At 72.7% G+C, this 26,038-nt stretch carries 25 protein-coding genes; 13 read left to right on the plus strand and 12 right to left on the minus strand.

The window, feature by feature from the left end; all coding sequences use genetic code 11:
- Positions 1 to 3 precede the first annotated feature (3 nt).
- Complete coding sequence (locus BMX97_RS22410; RefSeq protein WP_091753520.1) at positions 4 to 1,380, minus strand: DUF459 domain-containing protein; 1,377 nt, start codon at positions 1,378 to 1,380, stop codon at positions 4 to 6.
- Between the two features lie 289 nt (positions 1,381 to 1,669).
- Here BMX97_RS22410 and BMX97_RS22415 point away from each other — a divergent pair, with 289 nt between their 5' ends.
- Positions 1,670 to 1,933: a hypothetical protein gene (locus BMX97_RS22415; protein WP_091753468.1), complete on the plus strand. Its 264-nt coding sequence runs from the start codon at positions 1,670 to 1,672 to the stop codon at positions 1,931 to 1,933.
- A gap of 2 nt (positions 1,934 to 1,935) precedes the next feature.
- Here BMX97_RS22415 and BMX97_RS22420 read toward each other — a convergent pair whose 3' ends face one another.
- Positions 1,936 to 2,574: a transglutaminase-like cysteine peptidase gene (locus BMX97_RS22420; protein ID WP_091753469.1), complete on the minus strand. Its 639-nt coding sequence runs from the start codon at positions 2,572 to 2,574 to the stop codon at positions 1,936 to 1,938.
- Positions 2,575 to 2,706: 132 nt separating this feature from the next.
- Positions 2,707 to 3,882, minus strand: a complete 1,176-nt coding sequence (locus BMX97_RS22425) for a multidrug effflux MFS transporter (RefSeq protein ID WP_091753470.1) — start codon at positions 3,880 to 3,882, stop codon at positions 2,707 to 2,709.
- 258 nt (positions 3,883 to 4,140) lie between these two features.
- On the opposite strand from BMX97_RS22425, the gene BMX97_RS22430 reads away from it, so the two are divergent.
- Positions 4,141 to 4,488 carry a hypothetical protein gene (locus tag BMX97_RS22430; protein ID WP_091753471.1) on the plus strand — a complete coding sequence of 116 codons (348 nt, stop codon included), beginning with the start codon at positions 4,141 to 4,143 and terminating at the stop codon, positions 4,486 to 4,488.
- A gap of 15 nt (positions 4,489 to 4,503) precedes the next feature.
- Here BMX97_RS22430 and BMX97_RS22435 read toward each other — a convergent pair whose 3' ends face one another.
- The 3 genes from BMX97_RS22435 to BMX97_RS32310 form a co-directional block, all read right to left on the minus strand.
- Positions 4,504 to 5,532 (minus strand): helix-turn-helix domain-containing protein, encoded by a 1,029-nt coding sequence (locus tag BMX97_RS22435; protein ID WP_091753472.1) that lies wholly within the window; start codon positions 5,530 to 5,532, stop codon positions 4,504 to 4,506.
- A 97-nt stretch (positions 5,533 to 5,629) separates the two neighbouring features.
- Positions 5,630 to 6,337 carry a spermidine synthase gene (locus BMX97_RS22440; protein ID WP_091753473.1) on the minus strand — a complete coding sequence of 236 codons (708 nt, stop codon included), beginning with the start codon at positions 6,335 to 6,337 and terminating at the stop codon, positions 5,630 to 5,632.
- A gap of 64 nt (positions 6,338 to 6,401) precedes the next feature.
- Positions 6,402 to 6,635 (minus strand): hypothetical protein, encoded by a 234-nt coding sequence (locus BMX97_RS32310; protein WP_143074695.1) that lies wholly within the window; start codon positions 6,633 to 6,635, stop codon positions 6,402 to 6,404.
- A gap of 354 nt (positions 6,636 to 6,989) precedes the next feature.
- Here BMX97_RS32310 and BMX97_RS22445 point away from each other — a divergent pair, with 354 nt between their 5' ends.
- Together BMX97_RS22445 and BMX97_RS22450 are read left to right on the plus strand one after the other, a co-directional pair.
- Positions 6,990 to 8,015 (plus strand): transglycosylase SLT domain-containing protein, encoded by a 1,026-nt coding sequence (locus tag BMX97_RS22445; protein WP_091753521.1) that lies wholly within the window; start codon positions 6,990 to 6,992, stop codon positions 8,013 to 8,015.
- Positions 8,016 to 8,055: 40 nt separating this feature from the next.
- On the plus strand, positions 8,056 to 9,276 hold the full coding sequence (locus BMX97_RS22450; protein WP_091753474.1) for a DUF2336 domain-containing protein: 1,221 nt from the start codon (positions 8,056 to 8,058) through the stop codon (positions 9,274 to 9,276).
- On the opposite strand, the gene BMX97_RS33000 is transcribed toward BMX97_RS22450, so the two are convergent.
- The 4 genes from BMX97_RS33000 to BMX97_RS22465 form a co-directional block, all read right to left on the minus strand.
- The gene (locus BMX97_RS33000) at positions 9,249 to 9,386 is read right to left on the minus strand and encodes a hypothetical protein (protein WP_167543904.1); all 138 of its coding nucleotides are present in this window, start codon (positions 9,384 to 9,386) and stop codon (positions 9,249 to 9,251) included. The two genes, BMX97_RS22450 and BMX97_RS33000, sit on opposite strands and share 28 nt — an antisense overlap.
- A 139-nt stretch (positions 9,387 to 9,525) precedes the next feature.
- Positions 9,526 to 10,509: a biotin synthase BioB gene (gene bioB, locus BMX97_RS22455; RefSeq protein ID WP_091753475.1), complete on the minus strand. Its 984-nt coding sequence runs from the start codon at positions 10,507 to 10,509 to the stop codon at positions 9,526 to 9,528.
- Positions 10,506 to 11,063: a biotin transporter BioY gene (locus BMX97_RS22460; protein WP_091753476.1), complete on the minus strand. Its 558-nt coding sequence runs from the start codon at positions 11,061 to 11,063 to the stop codon at positions 10,506 to 10,508. Before BMX97_RS22460 ends, bioB begins: the two co-directional genes overlap by 4 nt.
- A 103-nt stretch (positions 11,064 to 11,166) precedes the next feature.
- Positions 11,167 to 11,817 carry a GntR family transcriptional regulator gene (locus tag BMX97_RS22465; protein ID WP_091753477.1) on the minus strand — a complete coding sequence of 217 codons (651 nt, stop codon included), beginning with the start codon at positions 11,815 to 11,817 and terminating at the stop codon, positions 11,167 to 11,169.
- 145 nt (positions 11,818 to 11,962) lie between these two features.
- On the opposite strand from BMX97_RS22465, the gene BMX97_RS22470 reads away from it, so the two are divergent.
- Both BMX97_RS22470 and BMX97_RS22475 read left to right on the plus strand, forming a co-directional pair.
- The gene (locus BMX97_RS22470; RefSeq protein WP_091753478.1) at positions 11,963 to 12,667 is read left to right on the plus strand and encodes a class I SAM-dependent methyltransferase; all 705 of its coding nucleotides are present in this window, start codon (positions 11,963 to 11,965) and stop codon (positions 12,665 to 12,667) included.
- 28 nt (positions 12,668 to 12,695) lie between these two features.
- Positions 12,696 to 13,199, plus strand: coding sequence for a GNAT family N-acetyltransferase (locus BMX97_RS22475; protein WP_091753479.1), 504 nt, complete (start codon positions 12,696 to 12,698; stop codon positions 13,197 to 13,199).
- 47 nt (positions 13,200 to 13,246) lie between these two features.
- Here BMX97_RS22475 and mdoH read toward each other — a convergent pair whose 3' ends face one another.
- Both mdoH and BMX97_RS22485 read right to left on the minus strand, forming a co-directional pair.
- Positions 13,247 to 15,361, minus strand: coding sequence for a glucans biosynthesis glucosyltransferase MdoH (mdoH, locus tag BMX97_RS22480; protein WP_091753522.1), 2,115 nt, complete (start codon positions 15,359 to 15,361; stop codon positions 13,247 to 13,249).
- A gap of 29 nt (positions 15,362 to 15,390) precedes the next feature.
- Positions 15,391 to 16,986 carry an OpgD/OpgG family glucan biosynthesis protein gene (locus BMX97_RS22485; RefSeq protein ID WP_348273134.1) on the minus strand — a complete coding sequence of 532 codons (1,596 nt, stop codon included), beginning with the start codon at positions 16,984 to 16,986 and terminating at the stop codon, positions 15,391 to 15,393.
- Between the two features lie 279 nt (positions 16,987 to 17,265).
- Here BMX97_RS22485 and glmU point away from each other — a divergent pair, with 279 nt between their 5' ends.
- The 7 genes from glmU to BMX97_RS22520 all read left to right on the plus strand — a co-directional run bounded on the left by glmU (position 17,266) and on the right by BMX97_RS22520 (position 25,724).
- Positions 17,266 to 18,609 (plus strand): bifunctional UDP-N-acetylglucosamine diphosphorylase/glucosamine-1-phosphate N-acetyltransferase GlmU, encoded by a 1,344-nt coding sequence (gene glmU, locus BMX97_RS22490; RefSeq protein WP_091753481.1) that lies wholly within the window; start codon positions 17,266 to 17,268, stop codon positions 18,607 to 18,609.
- A gap of 145 nt (positions 18,610 to 18,754) precedes the next feature.
- On the plus strand, positions 18,755 to 19,348 hold the full coding sequence (locus BMX97_RS22495; RefSeq protein WP_091753523.1) for a sigma-70 family RNA polymerase sigma factor: 594 nt from the start codon (positions 18,755 to 18,757) through the stop codon (positions 19,346 to 19,348).
- On the plus strand, positions 19,345 to 20,082 hold the full coding sequence (locus BMX97_RS22500) for an anti-sigma factor (protein ID WP_091753482.1): 738 nt from the start codon (positions 19,345 to 19,347) through the stop codon (positions 20,080 to 20,082). The genes BMX97_RS22495 and BMX97_RS22500 overlap by 4 nt, the downstream gene beginning before the upstream one ends.
- Before the next feature lie 617 nt (positions 20,083 to 20,699).
- Positions 20,700 to 22,037: an ABC transporter substrate-binding protein gene (locus tag BMX97_RS22505; RefSeq protein WP_091753483.1), complete on the plus strand. Its 1,338-nt coding sequence runs from the start codon at positions 20,700 to 20,702 to the stop codon at positions 22,035 to 22,037.
- Positions 22,037 to 22,975, plus strand: coding sequence for a carbohydrate ABC transporter permease (locus BMX97_RS22510; protein ID WP_091753484.1), 939 nt, complete (start codon positions 22,037 to 22,039; stop codon positions 22,973 to 22,975). The genes BMX97_RS22505 and BMX97_RS22510 overlap by 1 nt, the downstream gene beginning before the upstream one ends.
- Positions 22,972 to 23,796: a carbohydrate ABC transporter permease gene (locus BMX97_RS22515; protein WP_091753485.1), complete on the plus strand. Its 825-nt coding sequence runs from the start codon at positions 22,972 to 22,974 to the stop codon at positions 23,794 to 23,796. The genes BMX97_RS22510 and BMX97_RS22515 overlap by 4 nt, the downstream gene beginning before the upstream one ends.
- A gap of 314 nt (positions 23,797 to 24,110) precedes the next feature.
- A complete protein-coding gene (locus BMX97_RS22520) occupies positions 24,111 to 25,724 on the plus strand; it encodes an acyl-CoA synthetase (protein ID WP_091753486.1) in 1,614 nt (537 codons plus the stop codon).
- The last annotated feature ends 314 nt before the right edge of the window (positions 25,725 to 26,038 follow it).

Here is a 26,038-nt window from a genome sequence, read left to right on the forward strand (position 1 = left end):
GCATCACCCCCGCGGCCAGCGGAAATCGTCGGCCCGGCCCGGCTGGGGCGGGGGGGCGATACCGCGGTTGAGGCTGCGCTCCAGGGTGTAGCCGGTGTCGCGGTCGATCCGCGGCCGGCCGGTGACGAGCTGGCCGTTGGGCGCCACCTCGGTGCGGGTCAGCGGCACCACCGGGCCGGCGGCCGGCTTGACCGGGAGTGCCGGGATGCCGGGCGGCTCGGGCAGGCTCGGCAGCATCGCGGTGATGAGCCGGTCGATCGCCGCGTCGTCGTCGAGCTTCGCGGTGCCGGCGGCGGGCGGCGGCGCCTCGGGGCTGACCGCCGCCACCGCCTCCGGCGGGGTCGGGGTGCCGCCCTTGGCCTCGATCAGCCGCTTGATCTCGACATCCGCGAAATGCGCCGCCTTGCGGGCGCCGGCCTGGGTGAAGTGCACGCCGTCGGCGGTGCGCAGCTTCGCCTGCTGGCCCTCGAGATCCGGCCCGGTCGCGGCGTAGCGGTTGTTCTCGTCGACGAAGGCCGGCCAGATGTCGACGTAGACGCCGCCCGCCCGCTGCACTCGGTCGCGAAAGATCTCGTTGAGCGAGGTGATGTCGGCCGAGAGGGTGTCGCTCTTCATCGGCGGCTCGCCGACCCAGACCACCGGCACCTTGCGGTCGGAAAACACCTTGAGGAGCGCGTCGACCCGGTCGCGGTAGAGGGTGCGCCAGCGCTCGCTCAGCGGCTCGACCGACTGGTCGCCGTCGCGCAGGGGCTGGCGGTCGTTGGCGCCCACCATCACCACGGCGTAGGACACCTTCGGGTTGGTCTTGAGATAGTCCTCGGCCGCCTTCGGCCAGTCGACCACGTCCTTGCGCACGAGGCCGCTGTCGCCCTTGGCGCGGCGAATCACCGCGACGTCGGGCGAGGATTCGTAGACGGTGTCGAGGCCCTGGCCCAGCAGCTCGGCGAGGGAGTCGCCGAACACCGCGATCTGGGTCGCCGGGTCGGTCTTCGGCTTCGGGGCGGCGGGCCGGGCCACGACCGGGGCCGGGCGGGGCTTGGGTCGCTGCACCGAGCGGCCCTCGCGGCTGTGGACGACCTCGCGCTCGCGCCGCGGGCGGGGCGTGCGGTAGGCGCCGCGCGGGGCGGGCTGCCCGTAATCCTGGACCTGGGGTGCCGCCGCCGGGCGATCCTCCCACGGCCAGTAGAACTGGCGCTGCGGCTCGGGGGCGGGGCGATAGCCGGGATCGCGCCGGCGATAGCCGTAGGCGCCCTCGGCGGCGCGGCGCGGCGCGTAGCCCTCGTCGTAATATTGCGCGTGGGCCGGGCCCGGCGCGGCGAGGCCCGCCAGCAGGCCCCACAGGACGAGCCGCGACAGCGTGCGTCCCGCCGGCCAACCCATCCGCATCGTCCTCGACCGCATCGTCATGGGTTCGAATATAGCGCGGGCGGCCGCTCCGGCCCATCCCGCGGCGTGATGCGGCCCCCGGCCTTCGCGCGACCGTTCCGTCAAGGTTACCGAAGTGGGACGGCCAGTGTAAAACCTCCGTTCAGCATCGCGGCAAGTCGTCGTCATGCGAAGGCGGAGTCGGCCGCGCCGACGACCGGCCGTTAAGCGGCCCGGGCCGATAGTCTGTTCGAACGAGCGACCGATCCCGAACATCGTCGCCGCAGGACAGGCGAGTGCTTACATGGTGCGGACCCTACGCCGGCTGGGATTCCAGGCCGCGCTCGTCGCCGCGATCGGCTCGGTCGCGCTCATCGCCCGGGGCGGCCGGGAGGCTGCGGCGCTCACGCTGCGGCCCGGCCTCGATCCGGTGCCGATCGCCGCGCCGCTCGCCCGGCCGGTCGTACCGGAACCCCCGCCCGGCATGCGGGTGATCCTGCCGCTGCCCTGGGCCAACGGCAGCGCCATCCTGGCGAGCGAGGCCCTGGCGGCCCGGTTCGAGCGGTGAGATCAGCGGTTCGCGGTGACGACCGGCGACACCGCCCGGCCGAGGGAGACCCAGCGCATCGACTCGTCGGCCTCGCGCTTGATGTAGGTGTAGCCGGTCTTGTGCCAGGGCAGCACGGCGCTGGTCTTGTTGTCGAGGACGAGGTCGCCGCGGTCGGTGCGCAGCATCAGCACGGCGTGGCCCTCGCCCTTGTCGTCGATGACCACGGTCATGCGCATCGCCCGGCGGGGCAGGCCGGCCTGGGCCAGCAGCTTGCGCTTGAGGAGCTGGAAGTCCTCGCAATCGCCCGAGCCGTCCTCGGCGAGGTCCCAGCGATCCGGCACGCCCCAGTGCTCCTGGTCGGTGACGGCGCGCAGGCTGGTGTTGACCTGGCGGTTGATCGTCGTGACCGTCTGCCACAGCCGCGGGGTCAGCGTGACCTGCGCCGGCTCGTTCGGGTTCACCGCGCATTCCGAGGCGTAGCGGGCGCAGAACTCGGTCCATGCAGGGACCGGCCGCGCCTCGCCGACGGGGGCCGCCGGGATGGTGACGGCGGGCAGCGCCGCCAGGGTCTGGCTGCCGGCCCCGGTCACCGAGGCCAGGAGGGCGACGGCCGCCAGGGCGGCCCGTCCGATTTCGTTCTTGCGACCCGCGATACGCATCCGACCCGCACCCGCACCCGTTAAGCTCTCGTTAACGAGTTGGTCGCACGCCGGGTCCGTCGGGGCAACGGCCGAGTTAAGGAAAGGTTAACGTCTGTTCACAGGCTCGCCGGTGGGTGACGGGGCCGCCGCTCAGGCTCGGCGCAGCGCCAGGGCGGCGATCACGGACGCAGCCATGAGCGTGACCGCCACCGGCATCGCCGAGCCGTCGTGCCAGGTGGCGACCGCGAGGGTGAACAGGGCGCCGAGCGCCATCTGCATGAAGCCGTAGAGGCTCGAGGCCGAGCCGGCGGCGTGGGGGTCGACGTTCATCAGCCCCGCCACCGCGTTCGGCCCGAGGAGGCCGATGCCGACGGCATAGAGCACCAGCGGCGCCAGCAGGGTCGTCACCGTGAGCGCGCCGCTCCGGTCGATCGCGAGCAGCGCCAGGGCGGCGGCGAGGCAGATGCCGTTGCCGATCCGGGCCGCGCGGCGGATCGGCATCCGGCCGGCGAGGCGCCCGGCGATCCCTGAGCCCACCACCATCCCGGCCACCACGATCAGGCAGTCGAGCCCGACCTCCTGCGACGAGCGGCCGAGCCGGTCGACGAGGAGGAACGGCGCCACCGCCAGGAAGGCGTAGAGGCTGGTGCCGGCGCAGGCCCCGGCCAGCATGTAGGCCCGGTAGGCGGGGTTGCGCAGGAGCCTCAGGTAGGCCCCCGCCACGGCGCCGATGCCGGGCAGCGCGACCGGGTGCCGGTTCGTCTCCGGCAGCGTCCGCACCACCAGGGCGGCGAGGCCCGCCACCACCGCGGCCAGCACCACGAACACCGCCCGCCAGCCGAAGGCGCCGGCCACGAGACCGCCGATCGCCGGGGCGAGCGCCGGCGTCAGCGTCATCGCCATGGTGAGGATCGCGATCTTGCGGGCGGCGTCGGTGGCGGTCGAGACGTCGCGCACCATCGCCCGGCCGAGCACCAGCGAGCCGCAGGCCCCGAGCGATTGCAGCACCCGGGCGACGATCAGCACCTCGATCGAGGTGGCGGGAATCGCGAGGAGCAGCCCCGCGAGGTAGAGCGACAGCCCGGCGATCAGCACCGGGCGGCGGCCGAAACGGTCCGAGACCGGGCCGTAGACGAGTTGCCCGCAGGCGAGCCCGACGAGGTAGAGGGTGATCGTGAGCTGTGCGGCGACCGGCGTGGTGCCGAGATCGGCCGCGGCGGCGGCCAGCGCCGGGACGAAGATGTGCAGGGCGACCGTCCCGGTCATCGTCACGGCGACGAGGAGCGGCAGCGATGCCTGGGCGGACGGCCTCGGGGAATGCGTCATCCTGCTCTCAGTCCGCTCGCGGCTATCGAAGGACGGGAAGGCTCACCTGTAAGACGGGGGCGGCCGGGAGAGGCATGCCGGACCGGAATGGCAGGGTGCCGGCGAGCGCCAGATCCGGCGCCGGGCGCGGATCGCGCCGCCGGCGGCGCCGGCCCTGCGACATCGCCGCCGCGGGAGCGCGCCCGAACCGCGGCGCCCGCCCGCCGTTGCAACTCGGCGCCGCCCGAGGGGGGTGGACCCGCACGAGGAGCGTTACCGATGAATCGCGCAATTCTGATCGGGGCGGCCGCCCTGGTGCCGCTCCTCGCCACCGCCGCGTCCGCGACGCCGTGCGCCGAGCAGATCGCCACCATCGAGCGCCGGCTCGAGAGCCCCGGCGCCGCCCGGGTGACCGGCGAGACTCCGACGACGACCGGCTCGCCGAAGGCCCTGCCGGCCCCGCCGCCCGGCCAGCCGAGCGACCCGGCGACGAAGCCCGAGGCCGGCCACATCGCCGAGGCCCGGACCCTGATCGCCAAGGCCCGCGAGCAGGACCGCGCCGGCCAGGCGGATGCCTGCAACGACACCATGACCCGCGCCAAGGAGAAGATCGGCGCGCTGCCCTGAGGCGCCCCCGCGGGGTCAGAACGTCTCGCGCAGGCGCCGCATCGTGCCGATCCAGTCGTTCGGCCCGAGGCCCGCGACCACCCGGGCCGGGGCCAGCCCCTCGCGGGCGCGGCGGCGGGCCTCCCGGGGCGCCATCGCGAAGCGGCTCCGGAACGAGCGGCTGAAATGCGCCTCGCTGGTGAACCCGCTGCGATAGGCGACCTCGGCGATGCTGGTGCGCTCGGCCTCGGGCCGGCACAGGGCCGTGAAGGCGCGGTCGAGCCGGCGCCCGGCGATGTAGGCCATCACGCCGCCCTCGAAGCCGAACAGCCGGTAGAGCGTCGCCCGTGACACCCGGCAGGCCGCCGCGATGCCGGCGGGGGTCAGGTCCGGGTCGTCGAGGTGGCGGTCGATATGGGCGCAGATCCGCTCGTGGGCGCTGGCGGAGGCCGCCGCCCGCACCAGCGGGTCGGCCTCCCGCAGGTCGCTGCCGGCGAGCAGCAGGCACAGCGCGTCGAGGGCGCTGCCGGCCTCCCGCGGCGTGAGCGCACCGGCATGGGCCGAAAGGCTGCGCAGGTGGCTGCCGATCATCGCCGCGATCGCGTCGCCGCCCTTGAGCGCCCGGCCGTGCAGGTCGTGCGTGCCGGCGATCGCCAGCCGGTCGCGCGGCAGGATCAGGGTCAGGTTGGAGAAGTCGGGCGCTCGCGTGCGCAGGGTGCGGTTGAGGTCGAGGACGTTGACGTCGCCGGCCGTCACCGCGACCGTCCGGTCGCCGCACGCGCCCTCGAAGCCGCCCGCGACGTAGTGCTGGATGACGACGTGGTCCCAGCCCGAGCTGCGGACGTCGCCGTGGTCGCGCTCGAAGGTCTGCGCCCGGGCGGTGCAGGTCGTCAGCAGGGCGTCGGCGACCGGGGCGGCCTTCACCTCGGCCCGGAACGACCCCGCGGCCTCCGCGTCCTCGAGGCCCACCCGGAACAGCGGCCGTACGAGGTCGTGCCAGAGCGCGAATTGCTGCTCGGCCGCGAGCCGCCCGAGCTTGAAATCCGTGGTCTCCTGCTCCGCCATCGCGCCGGCATCCGTTCGCTCCGCCGCGCCGCGACGGGAGGCGACGGTCCCGCGTGCCGTCCCCGCGCGTCAGGGTTGCGGGAGCGCCGCTCCGGCGTCAATCCAGGGTGGGCTTCTCGGCGATCCAGACCACGTGCGGCGTCCGGCCCGGCCGCTCGGAGCGGATGCGGTGCTCGGTCACGGCGAAGCCGGTGCGCTGCAACCGCGCCTTGAACTGGCGGTCCGGGCAGCCGGACCACACCCCGAGCAGGCCCCCTGGCCGCAGGCTCCAGCGCGCCCGCTTCAGGCCCCAGGAATCGTAGAGCCGGTCGTTCGCCCGGCTGACCAGGCTGTGCGGGCCGTTGTCGACGTCGAGCAGGATGGCGTCCCAGGTCTCGGGCCCGGACTGGATCACCCGGTTGACGTCGGCCTCGCGGATCTCGACCCGCGGGTCGTCGAGGCAGCCGGCGAAGACGTGCGCCAGCGGCCCACGGGCCCAGGCCACCACCGCCGGCACCAGCTCCGCCACCACCACCCGGGCCTGCGGCCCGAGCACCGCGAGCGCCGCCCGCAGGGTGAAGCCCATGCCCAGCCCGCCGATGAGGACCCGCGGGGCCGGATGCTCGCGCAAGGCACCGCAGGCGAGGTCGGCGAGCTCCCGCTCCGAGCCGCTGCGATGGCTGCCCATCAGCTCCATCCCGTCGACCGCGATCAGGAACTCGTCGTCGCGCCGCACCAGCCGCAGGGCGCCGCCCCCGGGGATCGGGCCGGTGTCGATCTCGGTCCAGGACGCCAGGCCTGCGCCGGGCACGCGGGAACGCCTCATCGCTCACTACTCTCCGCCGCCGGGAAGAGGGGCGGGTGCCTCGTGCGTGGGTCGTCCCTTCCGCTCATGCCAGGGGCGAGCTGAAGATTTGCTTGATCCCCGGCTTCCGCGCGCCCGATGGCGGCGCGCGAACGAACTCCGGATCCGTTCGAGCGGGATCGCGGCGACGATGCGGCCGCGTCGGACCGCGGTCGATGGCGTCGACGCGCTGCTCGATCTCGCCGTCGAGGCGCGCCAACGGATTGGATGGCGTGCAGCTCGGCGCGATGGGCGACCGGAAAGCCATTTGAACCAGCACGGTTGGTCTCCGCTCCATTCTCCGGATCGACCGCCTCGGCATCCTTCGGAGCGAAGGTGGCGAGGAAGGTGGGTGACGACACGCCGGATCGAGCGGGCGGCATGGACCGAAACGGTCCTCGAGACGCGCACCCGGCACCGCCGCCGGGAGGCCGCCGTCACCTTGCGCCGGAACCCGATCCCGGAGGTCCAGCCTCGGGAGGCGCCGCTCGACCCTGCCGGTCGGCGACTTCCGATCGGCGTGCGGGACGCTGCGACCGATCTCCGCTTCAATCTTTCTTTACCATAACAACAGCATCCTGCGGTCCATGAGAGAGCCGGCCCGCGCGTCGCGGTGCCGCTCCAGCGGGCCGCCATGTTCCTGTTCAGCAGCACGCCTTCGCAGGGATCGACCGGCCCGGGAGCCTCGGGGACCGGCCGCACGGGGGCGGGCAACCCGGTGATCGACGCGATCCGCCAGGGCGCCGAGAAGACCGGGGCGGCCTTCGACTACCTGCTCTCGACGGCGCAGCGCGAATCGAGCCTGAACCCGAGCGCCAAGGCCGGCTCGTCCTCGGCCACGGGCCTGTTCCAGTTCATCGAGCAGACCTGGCTCGGGGTGATGAAGCAGGACGGCCCGTCCCTCGGGCTCGGCTCGTACGCCGACGCCATCACGGCCCGGGGCTCGGGTGGCTACACGGTGAGCGACCCGGCCGCCCGGCAGGCGATCCTCGACCTGCGCCGCGACCCGGAGGTCGCCTCCGCGATGGCCGGCGCGCTCACCCGCCGCAACGCCGACGCGCTCTCGGCGGCGCTCGGACGCGAGCCGAACAAGGCCGATCTCTACGCCGCCCACCTGCTCGGGGTGCGCGGCGCGCTGACCCTGATCCGCAACGCCGAAACCGCCCCCGGTCGCTCGGCGGCGGCCGACCTGCCCGAGGCGGCGTCGGGCAACCGCGGCCTGTTCTACGACCGTGCCGGCCGGGCCCGCAGCGCCTCCGAGCTCTACGCCGTGCTGGGCACCAGCCCCGGCAGCCCGGCGCCGGCCTCGACGCTGGTCGCCCAGGCCAACGCGCCGACCGCCTACGCCCCGGAGGCCGGCAGCGGCATCGGCACCCTGTTCCAGACCGATGCCCGCCGCGGCCCGGTCTCCGACAGCGTCGCGCGGCTGTGGGGCAATCGGGGAGGCGGGGGCGGGGGCAGCGCCGCGCCGAGCTACTTCCCGCGCTCCTCCGAGCGACCGCTGGTCGCCGCGGCTTCCGTCTCGGTCACCTTGCCGGCCGCCGCGCCCGCGACGCCGGACGCCAGCGCCGACGGCGTGCCGCTGCCGCCGCCGCGACCGCCGGAATATGGCGGGCGCGGACGCTCCGCGGCCCTCGGTCCGACGTCGCTCGAATCCTGACCCCCGTCCCAGTCCTGGCCGTCGCCACGGAGCCGCGCCGATGATCATCCGCCAGTTCCTGCTCTGGACGCAGCACGAATCCGCCGGCCGGCGGGCCGAGGCGGCCTCGTCGCTCGCCCGCGCCTACCTCTACGCCAACCTCGACGCCGCCGCCCGCTGGGAGGCCAAGACCGCGATCACGGCGCTCCTCGACGACCCCTCGCCGCTGGTGCGACGGGCGCTCGCCGAGGCCTGCGCCAACGCCGCCGAGGCGCCCCGCACCCTGGTGGTCGCGCTGGCCCAGGACCAGGCCGAGATCGCCGGGCTGGTGCTCGCCCGCTCGCCGGTCCTGTCCGACGCCGACCTCGTCGATTGCGCCGCCGTCGGCGACGAGGCCGGCCGCATCGCCATCGCGAACCGGCCCACCCTGTCGCCGATGCTCTGCGGCGCGCTCGCGGAGATCGCCGGCGCGACGGCCCTGCGGGCGCTCGCCGCCAATCCGGGCGCGCAGATCACCCGCAACAGCCTGATGCGGATCGTCGAGCGCCACGGCGGCGACGCCGCGTTGCGCGAGGCGCTGCTCGCCCGGGCCGACCTGCCCCTCGACGTGCGCCAGGCGGTGACCGCCCGCCTCGCCAGCGCCCTCTCGGCCTTCGTCACCGGCTGCGGCTGGCTCTCGCCCGAGCGCAGCGAGCGGGTCACCCGGGAGGCGCGGGAGCGCACGACGCTCGGCCTCGCCGAGGGCTCGGACCGTGCCGACCTCGCCCGGCTCGTCACCTACCTGCGCCAGGCCGGCCAGCTCACCCCGGGCCTGATCCTGCGGGCGATGCTGTCGGGCCGGATGGCCTTCACCGAGGCGGCGCTGACCGACCTCTCGGGCCTTACCGCGGGCCGGGTCGCCGGGCTGCTGCACGATCCCCGCGGCAGCGGGATGGCGGCGCTCTACCGCCGGGCCGGCCTGCCGGCCGCCCTCGAGCCCGCCTTCGCGGCGGCGATGTCGGCCTGGCACGAGGAGGCGACCGGGCTGCGCGAGAGCGGGGTCGCCGGCCTGTCGCGGCGGATGATCGAGCGGGCGGTCACGGCCTGCGAGCGCCTGCCCTTCGCGGAGGCGCACGCCATCGTCGCCCTGCTCAACCGCTTCGATGCCGAGGCGGCCCGGGAGGAGGCGCGCGACCTCGCCCGGGCGCTGGCGAGCGAGGCCGCGGTCGATGCGGTGCTGGAAACGATCCCCGCAGGGCTGATGGAGAGCTACCGTCAGGACCGGCCGCGGCTGGCCGCCTGAGCGACCGCCCGGCGGTCGGCGCAGAGCACGGCGGCGGCGAGGTAGCCGGCGATCGACATCGTCACGGTGTCGGGATGGATCGGCGGGATGAAATGGGCGGTGACGCTCATCGAAGCCTCGCGAATCAAGATCGAGCCAAGATTACGCCGCACCGCGCCCGGGTCGCAAGCCGGGCGCGGCAAACATCGTCGTGTCGAGGGACGGATGAAACCGGCGGCGCTCCACGTGCGCCGCCGGGACCGTGCTTTGTCAGGCCGCCGCCGCCGCGGCCCCGCTCCGGGGCGCCAGGGCGGCGAACAGGAGCGCATCCTCGTCCGGCTCGGCGTTCGGAGTGGTGAGCAGGGTGTCGCCGGCGAAGATCGAGTTCGCGCCGGCGAGAAAGCACAGGATCTGCGCCTCCCGCCCCAGTTGCGAGCGGCCCGCCGACAGCCGGACGATCGAGGCCGGCAGGACGAGGCGCGCCGTCGCCACCATCCGCATGAGATCGAGGGGTTCGATGCGCGGGCGCGCGGCGAGCGGCGTTCCCTCGACCGGGACCAGGGCGTTGATCGGCACGCTCTCGGGATGGGGCGCCATCCCGGCGAGCACCCGCAGCAGCCCGGCCCGGTCCGCCACCGCCTCGCCCATGCCGACGATGCCGCCGCAGCACAGGCCGATTCCGGCCTCCCGCACCGTCGCCAGCGTGTCGAGCCGGTCCTGGTAGGTGCGGGTGGTGACGATCCGGTTGTAGTAGTCCGGGCCGGTATCGAGGTTGTGGTTGTAGGCGGTGAGCCCGGCCTCGGCCAGCCGCGCGGCCTGGTGGGCCTTCAGCATGCCGAGGGTGACGCAGGCTTCCATTCCGAGCGCCCGCACCCCCTCGACCATCGCCACCACCGCGTCGAACTCGGCGCCGTCGCGCACCTGGCGCCAGGCCGCCCCCATGCAGAACCGGTCGGCCCCCGCCGCCTTGGCGCGGGCGGCTTCGGCCAGCACGACGGCCGGGTCCATCAGCCGGTCGCGGGTCAGGTCGACCTCGCGGTGATGCGCCGATTGCGGGCAATAGGCGCAATCCTCCGGGCAGCCGCCGGTCTTCACCGACAGGAGGCTCGCCCGCTGGATCCGGTTCGGATCGTGGTGGCGGCGGTGGACCGCGTTGGCGCGACCGACCAGCTCCAGGAGCGGCAGGTCGTGCAGCGCCACGATTTCGTCGGTGCGCCAGTCGTGCCGGATCGCTCCGTCTTCGTGGGCACTCATCGGGCGAGAACCCGGCGCAGGCCCGGCAGGACCGAGCAGCCGGCGGCGACGAGGCCGATCTTGACGAGATCCCCGAGGAGGAAGGGCAGGAGGCCGAGGGCGACGACCCGGTCGGCCGGCACGAACAGCGCCAGCCAGGCGAGGCCGAGGCCGTAGATCGCCGCGAGGCCGGCCAGCATCGCGGTGACCCGGCCGAGGAGGCCGCGGCCAGCAGCGAGCGCCCCGGTCAGCCCGGCCGCCGCGAGGTAGCCCGCGAGGTAGCCGCCGGTCGGTCCCGCCATGTAGGCGAGCCCGATGCCGCGCTCCGGCGTGCCGGAGAAGACCGGCAGGCCGGCGGCGCCCGCCGCGAGGTAGCCGAGCACCGTCGCGACGGCGAGGCGCGGTCCGAGGCCCACGGCCAGCGCCATGATGGCGAGGGTGTGCAGCGTCATCGGCACCGGCCAGAACGGGATCTGCACCTTGGCCGCGAGCGTGACGAGCAGCACGCCGGCGACGACGACGGCGAGGCTGCGGGCGGCGCGCAGGGGCACGGCGCCGACAACGAGGGCGGTCATCGGGATCTCCTTTTTATAGATAATTACATCGAATCGACGACGGCAGAGATCCACAGCCGCGTCTTGAACGCAATATTGATGACAGATAATAGATAATTTCCGATCAGCCGGTTTGGCGGGCGGCCGCGGGGCCGGGACGGTGCCCGACCCACTGGACGTGGCGGGCGAGGACCGCCGCCGCGGTATCGAGGTCGCCGGCCCGCAGGGCGACCAGGATCGCCCTGTGGTCGCGGTCGGTCGGCGCCTCCCACTCGGCGCGCCAGCCGGCGAACAGGAAGCGGGCGCTCGCGGCCTGGAGATCGTCGATGGACCTGAGCAGGCGCGGCATGCCGCAAGGGGCGAGGATCAGGCGGTGGAAGCTGCGGTTCGCCTCCTCCCAGGCCTGCACGTCGCCGCCGGCGCGGTCACCGGCCCTTGTCGCCGCCTCGGCCCGGTCGAGGATCGCCGCGGTGAGGTGCGGGGCGGCGTGGCGCAGGGCCAGCACCTCGAGGGCGGCGCGCATCTCGGCGACCTCGTGCACCTCGTCGGGGCTGAAGCCGGCGACGCGCACGCCGCGGCGCGGCTCGCTCACCACCAGCCCCTGGGCTTCGAGGCGGCGGAAGGCCTCCCGCACCGGGACGTGACTGGCGCCGAACTCTTCCGCGATCGCGTCCTGGCGCAGGCGCGATCCCGCCGCCAGCGTCCCCGCGATGATGCGCTCGGCCAGGGCCCGGCTGATCCGCACGGCGATCGGTTCGTCTTTGGCTGTCGTCATGAATTATCGATAATCGAGCGGAGGCGGGGCGTCACCCGGGAGGTGGCAGGCCCGGTTCGCGCGTGCGAAACTCTGTTCTTGGGGGATCTGCCTCGGGGGATCTGCCTTTGGGGGAATCTCCCCGACGCAATCAGCGAGGCCCGCGATGAGCAACGGCTGGGACGAGTCCGCCGCCGCCTGGATCGCCGACATGGGCGAGGCGGGCGATTTCGGCCGCGCCAGCGTGCTCGACGCGCCGATGCTCGCCCGGCTGTCGGGGAGGGGCTTTCGCCGGGCCCTCGACGTCGGCTGCGGCGAGGGCCGCTTCTGCCGCCGGATGCAGGACCTCGGGATCGCGACCGTCGGGATCGATCCGACCGGCGCCCTGCTGCGCCGTGCGCGGGACCGCGACCCCGCCGGCACCTACATGCATGGCCGCGCCGAGGCCTTGCCCTTCGCCGACGGCGCCTTCGACCTCGTGGTGAGCTACCTGACGCTGATCGACATCCCGGATGTCCGCGCGGCGATCCCCGAGATGGCCCGGGTGCTCGCCCCCGGCGGCACGCTCCTGATCGCCAACCTGAACGGCTTCGCCACCGCCGGCGGTTGGGCCGAGGATCCCGACGGGCACCGGCGCTTCCGGATCGATCGCTACACGGAGGAGCGGGCGGAATGGGCGGAGTGGCACGGCATCCGCGTCCACAACTGGCACCGGCCGCTCTCGCTGTACATGGGACTCCTGCTCGGACAGGGACTGGTCCTGCGGTACTTCGACGAGCCGATGCCGCAGGGCGGCGACCCGGCGAAGGCCGCGCGCTACGCCCGCGTGCCGTGGTTCCTGGTGATGGAGTGGGAGAAGGCAGCCCCATGAACCGTCGCCCCCGACGAGGACGAGCCCGATGTCGCGGAAGGTGGCCGTTCGCCCCGCCCGGTCATCCGACGCCGATGCCGTGACGGCGGTTCCGACGGCGAGCTACCCGGTCCTGATGACCGCCTCCTACGAGGCCGCGATGCTGGCCCGGGCGCTGCCGCTGATGGTTCGCGCCAATCCGGCCCTGCTCGCCTCCGGTAGTTTCCATCTGGCGGAGGTCTCGGGCGAGGTCGTCGGGGTCGGAGGCTGGACGCCGGAGAGGCCCGGGACCGGCGAGGTCGAGCCCGGCCTCGGCCATATCCGCCACTTCGCCGTGCACCCGGCCCGGACCGGGCGGGGCGTCGGGCGCAGCCTGTTCGCCGCGTGCCGAAGCCAGGCCGGAGACCGCGGCTTTTGCGTCTTCGAGTGCTATTCCAGCCTCAACGCCGAACCGTTCTACCGCGCCCTCGGCTTTCACGCGCTGGAGCGGCGGGAGATCCCGATGGGCGACACGGTCCGGTTCCCGGCCGTGCTGATGCGGTGCCGGTTCTGAGCACGCCCCGCGCCACCCCGTCCCGACCCGGACGGGGTGGCGATGGATCACCCGCCCAGCCGCGCCAGCCGGTCGAGCAGCGCCCGGTCGTGCAGCAGCACCATCTTCTCCTTGGCGTTCAGCCAGTCGGCCGCCTCGTCGATCGTCTCGGCCTCCACCACCTTGGCCTGGGCCATGACGTGGTCCGCTTGCGGCGCGCCGCGGGACCGGCGCTCGGCCGGGGGCAGGAAGACGAGGTGGCCGGCCTGGAGGTCCGGATCGGCGTGGAGCGCCCGCAGGCCGTCGGCGTCGTCGTAGCCGAGCGCCGCGTTGCGCGCCTCGATCGCCTTGGCGGCGGTCGCGATCGCCGGGGGCTCGCGCTCCTCGGGCGTCATCAGCAGGCCGGCGCGCTTGAGCGCCAGGCCGAGGAAGAGCTGCCCGCTCGCCCAGGAGATCGGGATCGCCAGGACGAGGCCGAGGATCGTCGGCGACATCCAGAGGAACAGCGAGGTGGCGATGGCGAAGGCCGAGACGCCGGCGACCAGCCCCAGGATGGTGTGCCAGCGGTGCCGGCGCACGATGTCGGCGAGCGGGATCGAGCCGTCGTCGCGCCGCTGCGGGTTCCAGCCGGCATCGCGCCGGAGCAGGATCTGGATCACCGAGCCGGACTGGACCAGCATCGCGATCGGGGCGATCAGCGCCGACAGCAGGGTCTCGATCAGCGCCGAGAGCACGAGGCGCACCCCCCCGCCGCTCGCGCGGCGCACCTCGCGGTCGAGGAGGCCGAGGATCAGCCCGAACAGCTTCGGCGCGAGCAGGATCGCCATCGTGATCCCGAAGAGCTGGAGCGCGCGGACGGGGTCGAAGCGCGGCCAGACCGGGTAGAGGCGGAACTCGGTCGAGAAGTATTCGGGACGGATATAGGCGGTCTGGAGGGCGAGCGCGATGCCGACCACGAGCTGCGCCGCCCAGAGCGGCGAGGCGAGGTAGCCGGCGATGCCGGTGGCGAAGTGCTGGCGCGACGCGAGCTTGAGGCCCGCCGTGCCGATGATCCGGCTGTGCTGCAGGTTGCCTTGCGCCCAGCGCCGGTCGCGGATCGCGACGTCGATCAGCGAGGGAGGGCTCTCCTCGTAGGACCCCTGGAGCTCGGGGAGCATGTAGACGCTCCAGCCGGCCCGCCGGATCAGGGCCGCCTCGACGAAGTCGTGGCTCAGCACGTGGCCGCCGAAGGGCGGCTTGCCGGACAGGTCGGGCAGGCCGCAATGGTCGGCGAAGGCCTTCGTGCGGATGATCGCGTTGTGGCCCCAGTAGTTGCCGTCGCGGCCCGACCAGAGCGCCAGGCCGGTGGCGATCACCGGCCCGTAGATGCGCGCCGCGAATTGCTGCACCCGGGCGAACAGGGTGTTGCGGTTGATGATGAGCGGCAGCGACTGGATGATGCCGGAATCCGGGTCCGCCTCCATGGCGCGGGCGAGCGTCAGCACGCAGTCGCCGCTCATTAGGCTGTCGGCGTCGAGGACCAGCATGTGGTCGTAGTGCCCGCCCCAGCGGGTCACGAAGTCGGCGATGTTGCCGGCCTTGCGGTGGTGGTTCTTCTGGCGGTGGCGGTAATAGAGGCGCGCGCCCTCGCCGAGGCGGGCGCGAAGCGCCAAGTAGGCCCGCTCCTCGGCGATCCAAGCGTCGGCCTGGGTCGAATCCGACAGGATCCAGTAGTCGAAGGCCGCGCCCTCGCCGGTCGCCTCGATCGAATCGCGGATCGCCTCCACCGCCGCGAAGGTGCGGGCGGTGGCCTCGTTGTAGACCGGCATCACCACGGCGGTGCGGGTGGTCAGCGGGCCCGCCTGGACCTCTGGCCGGCGCCGGCGCAGGAGCGCCAGGAAGCCGAGCAGGCCCGAGGTGAAGGCGAGCGCGATCCACGAGAAGTTGAGCGCGAACAGAGCGAGCAGCAGCCACTGCAGCCAGGTCGTCGACCCGGCGACCGACACGACCTCGTACATCTGCACCGCGCCGTAGGCGGTGAGCAGGGCGCCGCCGCCGAACACGAAGGCGCGGGCGCCCCAGGGCGACCGGCGGCCGGGCACCGGGTGGGCGTCCGCCTCCGACCACCGGGTCAGGTCCTGCACCGGCATGGCGAGGGGCGATTCCGGTGGGACCGCGGGGGCGACCGGGGCGGGTTTCGGCATGGCGCGCGACGGCGCGTCGAGGTCGAGGGTCACGGGGTCCACCGGTACAGCCATGTCTCAGTCACGGGTTTGTCGCCGGCCTTGACGACCAGGCGCAGCTCGCAGGACGTGTCGTTGCCGGGATCGAGCTCGAAGACCACTCGGAGGGTCTTGCGTTCCGGGTAGGCGTAGAGCCGCTGGCGCGCCAGGGTGCCGGGGGCGGTGCCGAGCGCGAGCTGCAGCGCGTTGGGGTCCATCCCCTCGGCGAACGGCGCCTCGCCGGTGAAGTCGACGAGGAAGAGCCGGCGCTTGCCGCCCGCCCCCTTGCCGACCCGGGTGCCCGAGCAGGCGGCGAGCGGCGGCGCGCCCGGCACGCTCCAGCACCAGAACTGGCGGTAGCTGAAGGCGGTCTCCTTGGCGACCGGCTCCTTCGGGCGCCAGTAGGTCAGGATGTTCTCGTTGACCTCGGACTCGCTCGGGATCTCGATGAGCTGGACCGCGCCGGCCCCCCAGCCGTGCTGCGGGACCCCCGGCCCCCAGCTGCCGAGCGGCTCGATCCACAGGCTCGGACGCTTCTCCCAGCGCTGCACGTCGTCCTGGTAGTCGCCGTAGGCGCGGGCGCGCTGGACGAGGCCGAAGCCCTTCGGGTCCTGGTCCATGAAGGCGGAGATCTGCAGGGTCTCGGGGTTCTGCACCGGGCGCCAGATCGCCTCGCCCCAGCCGTTGCGGATCTGCAGCCCGTCGACCTCGTGGGCGGCCGAGCGGGCGTCGTCGACGCCGCGGCGGTCGGTCGGCCCGAACAGGTAGGCGCCGGTCATGCCGGCGATGCCGACGTGGTCCAGCGGCGTGCGCGGGCACAATGTCGCCTCGACGTCGACGATGGTGGCGTCGCCCGGGCGCAGGGTCATGCGCATCGCCGCGGTGGCGGATTCGGAATCGACGAGCGCGTGGATCACGATCTGGCCGGTGCCCGGCCCCGGCCGCTCGAGCCAGAAGGCGCGAAACAGCGGAAACTCCTCGCCCTTGGCCTCCGCGGGCTTCAGCGTGAGGGCGCGCGCGGTGACGCCGTAGCTCTGGCCGGCGGCGAGCGCCCGGAAGAACGAGGCGCCCTGGAAGATCGCGCAGTCGGTGGGGGCCGCGCCGTTGAAGCTCGCATAGAGCCGGAAGCCCGAGAAGCCGATGTCGCGGCCTTCCTCGGGAGGCGCCACCTTGCCGAAGCTGAAGCGGTTGCGGTCGTAACCGACGCGGCGCACCACCCCGTCCTCGACGGCGTGCAGCGCCACCGGCGTGGTGAACACGAAGCCGCGGTGCAGCGGCTCGACCACGAAGCCCCGGCCCTCGCCGGCCCAGAGCAGGGCGGTGGGTTGCGCCCGCACGCCGATATATTGCTCGTAGGTGAGGGTCTTGAAGGCGTCCGGCAGGTCCGCCGCCGGGGCGGCGTAGGGCTTCTTCGCCAGCGCCCGGGCGAGCTCGACCACCTGGCCGGGATCGAAGCGCTGCCCGTCCGACAGGGGGGCCGGCTCTGCCGGCTGCGCGTGCGCGGCACCGATCGCGGCGAGCGTCAGCCCGCTTCCGGCGAGCGCCAGCATCGCGCGTCGGTCGAGGTCGGGGCAGGGGGGGAGGGCGGGCGGAAGCTCGGTCGTCAAGGCCAGGGATACCGTACCGGGTCGAAGGGGCGCCGGCCGTTTACCACGATCCGGCGTGAACCGGAGGTTAAGAATCGCCCGTCCGATGCCGTTGGGGAGAGGCGCGCCGGCGCATGTCCCGGCAGGTCGATCGACCGGAGCATCGTCCGGCGGAGCGGGGGCCGGTTCGCCGATGGACGGTGCGGTGGCGTCGAAGACCTGGAGCGGGGTCCGGTTGCGGAGCGATCGGGCGCTGCTCTAGACGGGCGGCAGAGTTCCGCCACACGCCACGGGCCGCCGATGACCACCACCTCCTCGCCCGCAGGGGCCCGCTCGCTCCTCGCCGTCGTCCTCGCCGCCGGCAAGGGCACGCGGATGCGCTCCGACCTGCCGAAGGTGCTCCACCCGATCGCCGGCCGCTCGATGCTCGCCCACGTGCTCGCCGCCGTGGCGAAGGCCGGGGCGGGGCGCCTCGCCGTGGTGGTCGAGCCCGGCCGCGACGACGTCGCCAAGGTGGTCGCGGAGTTCCCCGGCGCCGAGACCTTCCCGCAGGCCGAGCGCCTCGGCACCGCCCACGCGGTGCTGGCGGCCCGCGCCGCCCTGGTATCCGGCGCCGACGACGTGGTCGTGGCCTTCGGCGACACGCCGCTCGTGACCGCCGAGACCTATGCCCGCCTGCGCGCGCCGCTGGCCGAGGGGGCGGCGGTCGCGGTCCTGGCCTTCGAGGCCCGCGATCCCACCGGCTACGGCCGGGTGCTGGTCGAGGACGGCCGGGTGACGGCGATCCGCGAGGAGAAGGACGCGAGCGCGGCCGAGCGCCGCGTCACCCTGAGCAATGCCGGGCTGATGGCGCTTTCGGGCCCGCTGGCCCTCGGGCTCCTGGAGCGGATCGGCAACGCCAACGCGGCCGGCGAGTACTACCTGCCCGACGCGGTGGCGCTGGCGGTGGCCGACGGGCACCGGGTCGCGGTGGTGCCGGTGGACGAGGCCGAGGCGCAGGGCATCAACGACCGGGTGCAGCTCAGCGTCGCCGAGGCGACCGTGCAGGCGCGCCTGCGCCGGAACGCCATGCTGTCGGGCGCCACCCTGGTCGCCCCCGAGACCGTGTTCTTCAGCCACGACACGGCGCTCGGCCGCGACGTGGTGGTCGAGCCCCATGTCGTGTTCGGCCCCGGCGTGGTCGTCGGCGATGGTTGCACCATCCACGCCTTCTCGCATCTCGAGAAGGCGACGCTCGCCGAGGGCGTCCAGATCGGCCCCTATGCCCGTCTGCGGCCCGGTGCGGTGCTGGAGCGGGGCGCCCGCATCGGCAACTTCGTCGAGGTGAAGAACGCGGCGATCCGGGCCGGCGCCAAGGTCAACCACCTGTCCTACGTGGGCGATGCCGAGATCGGGGCGGGGGCCAATCTCGGGGCCGGCACCATCACCTGCAACTACGACGGCGTGAACAAGCACCGCACGGTGGTGGGGGCGGGCGCCTTCGTCGGCTCGAACTCGGCGCTCGTCGCCCCGGTGACCGTCGGAGACGGCGCCTTCGTCGGCTCCGGCTCGGTCATCACCGACGACGTGCCCCCCGGGACCCTCGCGATCGGCCGCGGCCGCCAGGTGGTGAAGACCGGCTGGGCGAAGCCGACGAAGCGGTAGCCCGCGACGCGCCCGGTCCCGGCGGAGGAATCGTCCGGCGATCCGCGTGCCCATGATCGCCATCGTGCCGGTGGTCCGCCGGGCGCGATTGATCTATGGCAACATTCCGGAAGGGGCGGCGCGGGGCGCCCCCGGGACAGGAACGATGGTGCGCGTCGAGGATCGCCCCACCCGAGATCGGCCCGACGACGAGGCGGCGGTCCTGGCGGACCTGATCGCCCTGGTCGCGACCGGGCGGCAGGACGCCCTCAGGGATCTCTACGACCGGACCGCCCCGAAACTTTTCGGGCTGATCCTGCGTATCGTCCGGGATCGGGGCGCGGCCGAGGACGTGCTGCAGGACGCCTACCTGCGGGTCTGGCAGGGTGCGGCGGGCTACGCCCCGGAGGCGGGACGGCCGATGGCCTGGCTCGCCGCGATCGCGCGCCACCGCGCCATCGACCTGGTACGCCGGAGGGGCGAGGTGACGATGCCAGCGGGCGAGGACGACGAGGAGGACTGGCTCGCCCGCATCGCCGATCCGCGCGACAGCGAGGCCGAGTTCCTGGACCGCGACGCGCTCCTCGCCTGCCTCGGCCGGCTCGAGCCGGCGCAGCGCGACTGCATCGTGCTGGCCTATTGCGAAGGTCTGTCGCGGGAGGAGCTGGCCGCCCGCTACGACCGGCCGGTCAACACCGTGAAGACGTGGCTGCATCGCGGCCTCGCCTCGCTGCGGGGCTGCCTGGACGCCGTCGCATGAGCACGCCCGACACCGCCCCTTCCGACGAGGCCGGCCTGCGGGCCGCCGAATACGTGCTGGGTACCCTGGGCCGGGCAGAGCGCGAGGCCTACCGGCAGGAGCGCGCCGGCTCTCCGTCGCTTCAGGCGGCCGAGCGCGCCTGGGAGGCGCGCCTCGCTCCGCTGGCCGCGGCCGTGCCGGGGATCGCCCCGCCGGCCGGGGCCTGGGACCGCATCGCCGCCCGGCTGCCGGCCGAGGCGCCCGGGATCTCCACCCGCGTGTCCGACCGTCCCGCCGCGCCCGTCGTCGACCTGCGTCCGGCGCTCCGGCGCTGGCGCCGCGCCGCCGTGGCGGCCGGCTCGCTGGCCGCCGGACTCGCCCTGTTCATCGCCGTCGAGCGCCTCGCCCCCCGGGCGGAGCCGGCGCAGTACCTCGCGGTGGTGAATCGGGGCGGCGAGCTGCCGGCACTGGTGGTGCGGGTCGACACGCGGGCCGGCACGGTCCAGGTCCGGGCGCTCGCCGCCGAGGCGCCCCGGGACCGCAGCCTCGAACTGTGGGTGGTTCCGGCCTCCGGCGTTCCGCGCTCGCTGGGCCTCGTCAGGGATGCCGCCGACACCCGGCTCGCCCTGCCGGCCGGCGACCGCCCGCTCCTCGACGGCGCGAGCCTCGCCGTGACGGTCGAGCCACCGGGGGGCTCGCCCTCGGGCGCTCCGACCGGGCCGGCGATCTACAGCGGACGCCTGATCACCGACTAGATGTTTGGTCCCGGAGCGGGAGGGCGCCTCACCGGCGCTGAGTCGTCGGGCGGAGGATGCACGACGGCAGGAACTCTATCACGGCAGCGCCCGCACGCCGCCGCGTCCCTCATCCTGAGCCTGTCGAAGGACGAGCCGAACTCCAAGCGTCGAAAGCAAGTCGCCGCGCGCTCGACGTCATGGCGACCTTCCCCCCACGGTGACGGCCTGCAACTTCGCCAAACACCTCGAGGTGCTGCGCTGGAAGACCCCGTTCCCAACCATCCGTCGGGCCTGGACCGAAGACCCGGACCGGTTCGAGATCGACCCGCATCACCTCGTTCAGACACACGACCTCCGGGAGTGCGACGCGGCGGACAGTCCCGCATGACGACGCTCGTCGGCCGTTGCCGCACGGCCGATTCGATTGTTCGTGACCCTCGGCACCTGGTCGCGGATTTTTCCCGGGTCCTTGCGGCGAGCCGCTTTCCACGGTCGCGCCTCTTGCACTACGCTGGGCGGCAGCGCTGCCGTTTCGCGACGCCAATGGCGATGCGGCACGACGGGGACCGGAACACCGGCCCCGCCTCGAACCAGCCCGGACGTCAGATCCGGGCGGAATCGCAAGGGTGGACACCATGGGCGAGACGTTTCGCGGCGCTGTCAGCCGCCGCACCATCCTGGCCTCCGGCGCCGCCGCGGCCGGATTGGGACTGATCGGCGCGCGCCCGGCCTTCGCGGCCGTGGACTGGAAGCGCCATGCCGGCACCTCCCTGGAGGTCAACCTGATCAAGGGCCCGCGCGGCGACCTGCTCCACCGCAGCGCCGCCGAGTTCACGGCGCTCACCGGGATCAAGGTCTCCTCCGAGGTGATCCCCGAGCAGCAGCAGCGCCAGAAGATCGTCATCGAGCTGACCTCGGGCCGGCCGAGCTTCGACGTGGTGCATCTGAGCTACCACGTCCAGAAGCGCCAGTTCGACAAGGCCGGCTGGCTCGCCGACCTCGCCGGGTTCATGAAGGACCCGGCCCTGACCGAGCCCTCCCTGAAGGAGGCCGATTTCAGCTCGGCCGGCCTTCTCTACGCCAAGACCCCGAACGGCGAGATGCGCTCGCTGCCGCTCTCGGTCGACTACTTCATCCTGTACTGGAACAAGGAACTCTTCCAGAAGAAGAACGTCGCGCTCCCGACGACCTTCGACGAGATGATGCGGGCGGCCGAGACGCTGACCGACCCGAAGGCCGGCACCTACGGCTTCGTCGGCCGGGGCCTGCGCAACGCCAACATGGCGTTGTGGGGCGCGTTCTTCCTCGCCTATGGCGGCCGCTTCCTCGACGACAGGGGCAACCTGCTGATCGACGGCCCGGAGGCGGTCGAGGCGACGAAGCTCTACCAGCGGCTCCTCACCAAGACCGCGCCCCCCGGCGTCGTCGGCTTCAACTGGATGGAGTCGATGGCGGCGTTCACGCAGGGCCGCGCCGCGATGTGGCTCGACGGCGTCGGCTGGGCGCCGCCGCTCGAGGACCCCAATGCGTCGCGGGTCGTCGGCAAGGTCGGCTACGCCGTGGTGCCGAAGGGGCCGGCGGACCACGCGGCGGCCACCTACGGCGACGGCATCGGGGTGGCGGCGGCCAGCACCAAGAAGGAGGCGGGCTACCTCTACTGCCAGTGGGCGGTCTCGAAGCTGATGGGCGCGCGCCTGCTCCAGGCGGGCGGCGGCGTGCCGTTCCGCGACTCGATCCTCGGCGACGCGGAGGTCCAGCAGGGCGTGAAGATGCCGCGCGAGTGGCTGGACTCGGCGATCGGCTCGGCCAAGATCAGCAAGCTCGGCCTGCCGGTCGTGGTGCCGGTGGCGGAGTTCCGCGACATCGTCGGCTCCGCCGTCACCGCCACCCTGTCGGGAGCCGATCCGGCGGCCGAGCTGAAGAAGGCAGCCGAGCAGTACCGCCCGATCCTCGAGCGCAGCGAGAAGGCCTGATGGCCCGGGCCGGCCTCGCGCCGCCGGTCGCCCCGACCGAGGAACTGGCGCCCGCCGAGGTGCTCAGCCCCCGCTGGCAGCCGCCGGGCTACTGGCCCTTCGTGGTGCCGGCCCTCGTCGTCGTCGTCGGGGTGATCGTGTTTCCCTGGGCCTTCACCCTGTGGATGAGCCTGCACGAATGGAAGGTCGGCGCGGCGCCGGCCTTCGTCGGCCTGTCGAACTACGCGCGGTTGCCCACCGATCCGCGCTTCCTCGACGCGGTGTGGCAAACGCTCGTCTACACCGCGCTCTCGGTGGTACTGCCGCTGATCCTCGGCACGCTGGCGGCCTGCGTGTTCCACGCCCGGTTCCCCCTGCGGGGCTTCCTGCGCGGGGTGTTCATCCTGCCGATGATGGCGACGCCGGTGGCCATCGCGCTCGTCTGGACCATGATGTTCCACCCCCAGCTCGGGGTGCTGAACTACCTGCTCTCGCTGGTCGGCATCCCGCCCCAGCTCTGGGTCTTTCACCCGGCGACCGTGATCCCGTCGCTGGTGCTGGTCGAGACCTGGCAGTGGACGCCGCTCGTGATGCTGATCGTGCTCGGCGGCCTCGCGGCGCTCCCCACCGAGCCCTACGAGAGCGCGCAGATCGACGGCGCCTCGCTCTGGCAGGTGTTTCGCCACATCACCCTGCCGCTGGTCGCACCCTTCCTGTTCGTGGCCGCGATGATCCGGATGATCGACGCCGTGAAGAGCTTCGACATCATCTTCGCGATCACCCAAGGGGGACCCGGCACCGCGTCCGAGACGATCAACATCTACCTCTACAGCGTCGCCTTCGCCTACTACGACGTCGGCTACGGCTCGGCGATCGCCGTGGTGTTCTTCCTGCTCATCATCGCGCTCGCCGCCGCCCTGCTGGTGGTCCGCAAGCGCACGCAGGGAGCGGTGGCATGAATGTCCGCTGGCTCCTCCGGCAGGCCGCCCTGCTCTTCGCCGTCCTGGTCATCGTCTCGCCGGTGATCCTGTTCTTCGTCTGGATGCTGTCGCTCTCGGTCAAGTACGAGATCGACAACGCCGCCTATCCGCCGGTGTTGATCCCCGAGCGCTTCGCCTGGAAGAACTACATCGACGTCCTCGAATCGAACCGGTTCTCGACCTACTTCCTCAACAGCCTGCTGGTCACCGGCACGGCGACGGGGCTCGCGCTCCTCGTCGGGGTGCCGGCCGGCTACGGCATCGCCCGGATGAAGGCGGCGAAGGCCGCGGTGGTGATCCTGGTCGCCCGCATCACCCCGGGCCTGTCCTACCTGATCCCGCTCTTCCTGCTGTTCCAGTGGCTCGGGCTCCTCGGCACGCTGTGGCCGCAGATCATCATCCACCTCGTCGTCACGGTGCCGATCGTGATCTGGATCATGATCGGCTACTTCGAGACCACGCCGATGGAGCTGGAGGAGGCGGCCGTCATCGACGGCGCCAGCCGCTGGCAGGTGTTTCGCTACGTGGCGCTGCCGATCGCCAAGCCCGGCATCGCCGTCGCGATGATCCTGGCGGTGATCTTCTCCTGGAACAACTTCGTCTTCGGTATCGTGCTCGCCGGACGCGAGACCCGGACCCTGCCGGTGGCGGTCTACAACATGATCTCGTTCGACCAGCTGAGCTGGGGGCCGCTCGCGGCAGCCGCCCTCATCGTCACGCTGCCGGTCCTGGTGCTGACGGTGTTCGCCCAGCGCCAGATCGTCGCCGGGCTGACGGCGGGGGCGGTGAAGGGGGGGTGAGGAGATCGCGCTTCCTTCCATCCGCCCCAACCGCGACCTCATCCTGAGGTGTCAGTCCATCGGGATGGACTGACCTCGAAGGAGGGTTCCAGGGATCGCGCAGTGTTCTGGAGGCCTCCTTCGAGGTCAGCCGATTTTCAATCGGCCAACACCTCAGGATGAGGTTGTGGGTGGGACGCAGTTAATTGTCCTGATCGTGCACTCGCTGTCCCGACCGTCCTCCCATCGATGTTGACACCCAAAAACGAATGAACGATCGTTTCAATCGAAGGACCGCCGAACGGTCCGCATAAGAAAGACGGGTGGGAACGCCGATGCTGCAACGCACGCACAGCTACGCCGACCTCCTCGAAAACTTTCGCTGGCGGATTCCAGCCCGCTACAACATCGGCACCGATGTCTGCGACCGGCACGCCCCCGGCAACCCGCTGGCGCTGATCCACCTCGACCAGGATGGCGCCGTGACGCGCTACGGTTTCGACGACCTGCGGCGCTGGTCGAACCGCTTCGCCAACGTGCTGGCGGCGCACGGGCTCGCCCGCGGCGACCGGATCGGCGTGCTGCTGCCGCAATCACCCGAGACGGCGGTCGCCCACATCACGGGTTTCCGGGCCGGGCTGATCACCATCCCGCTCTTCGTGCTGTTCGGGCCGGATGCGCTCGCCTATCGACTCGGCAACAGCGGTGCCAGGGCGGTCGTGACCGACCGGGCCGGCGCCGTGCTGCTGGCGGGCATCCGCGACGCGCTCCCCGGCCTGGAGCGGGTCTACTGCATCGACGGCGCGGGCGAGGGCGCGGAGGATTTCCATGCCCTCTGCGACCAAGCCTCCGACGCCTTTATGCCGGTCGACACCGCGGCCGACGACCCGGCGGTCATCATCTACACCTCCGGCACCACCGGCGATCCGAAGGGCGCGCTCCACGCCCACCGGGTGCTGCTCGGCCACCTGCCGGGGGTCGAGATGCCCCAGCGCTTCCTGCCGCAGCCCGGCGACCGGTACTGGACTCCCGCCGACTGGGCCTGGATCGGCGGCCTCCTCGACGTGCTGCTGCCGGCCCTGCATCACGGCGTGCCGGTCGTCTCGCACCGCGCCAAGAAGTTCGATCCGGAGGCGGCGTTCCGGCTGATGGCCGAGCAGGGGGTGAGGAACGTCTTCCTGCCGCCCACCGCCATGAAGCTGATGCGCCAGACCCGCACGACGCCCTATCCGGGCCTCAACCTCCGCTCGGTCGGCAGCGGCGGCGAGAGCCTGGGGGCGGAGATGCTGGCCTGGGGCGAGGCGGTGCTCGGGGTGCCGGTCAACGAGTTCTACGGCCAGACCGAGTGCAACCTCGTCGTCTCCTCCTGCGCCGATCTGTTCCCGGCCCGGCCCGGCGCCATGGGCAAGCCGGTGCCCGGCCACGACGTGCGCATCGTCGACGGGGAGGGCCGCGAAGTGCCGGACGGCACCACCGGCCACATCGCGGTGCGCCGGCCCGACCCGGTGATGTTCCTCGGCTACTGGCGCAACGCCGAGGCGACCGAGAGAAAGTTCATCGGCGAGTGGCTGATCACCGGCGATCTCGGCCGGCGCGACCCGGACGGCTTCCTGTGGTTCGTCGGCCGCGACGACGACGTGATCACCTCGTCGGGCTACCGGATCGGCCCAGGAGAGATCGAGGATTGCTTGCTTCGCCACCCGGCGGTGGCTTTGTGCGGGGTCGTCGGCGTGCCGGACCCGGTGCGGACCGAGGCGGTGAAGGCCTTCGTCGTGCTCAAGGGCGGCGTCGCGGGCACGCCGGAGCTGGCCCGCGAGATCCAGGATTTCGTCCGCACCCGGCTCGCCGCCCACGAATACCCGCGCCACGTCGCCTTCGTCGAGGAGCTGCCGATGACCGCGACGGGCAAGATCATCCGGCGGGCGCTCAGGGAGAGGGGAGGGGCGTGACGATCATCCCGGCCTCATGATCGCTCCATATCAGAGGCTAACAAAAGAATTCTGCCTCCCATCCGCGACCTCATCCTGAGGCGTTAGCCGATTGAAAATCGGCTGACCTCGAAGGAGGGCTCCAGAAATCGCTGAGACCCCTGGAGCCCTCCTTTGAGGTCAGTCCATCTGCGATGGAATGACACCTCAGGATGAGGTCGCGGGTGGGATGGATGGCCTGAATCGAGCAATCAGGCTCTCAGACACACGCCGCCATCCCGGGTTCCGCTGCGCGGCCCCGGGAGGACGATGGAGATCCAAGGAACATCCGGCGA

Origin of the sequence: Methylobacterium sp. ap11, assembly GCF_900110515.1 — a bacterium.
Classification (GTDB): domain Bacteria; phylum Pseudomonadota; class Alphaproteobacteria; order Rhizobiales; family Beijerinckiaceae; genus Methylobacterium; species Methylobacterium ajmalii.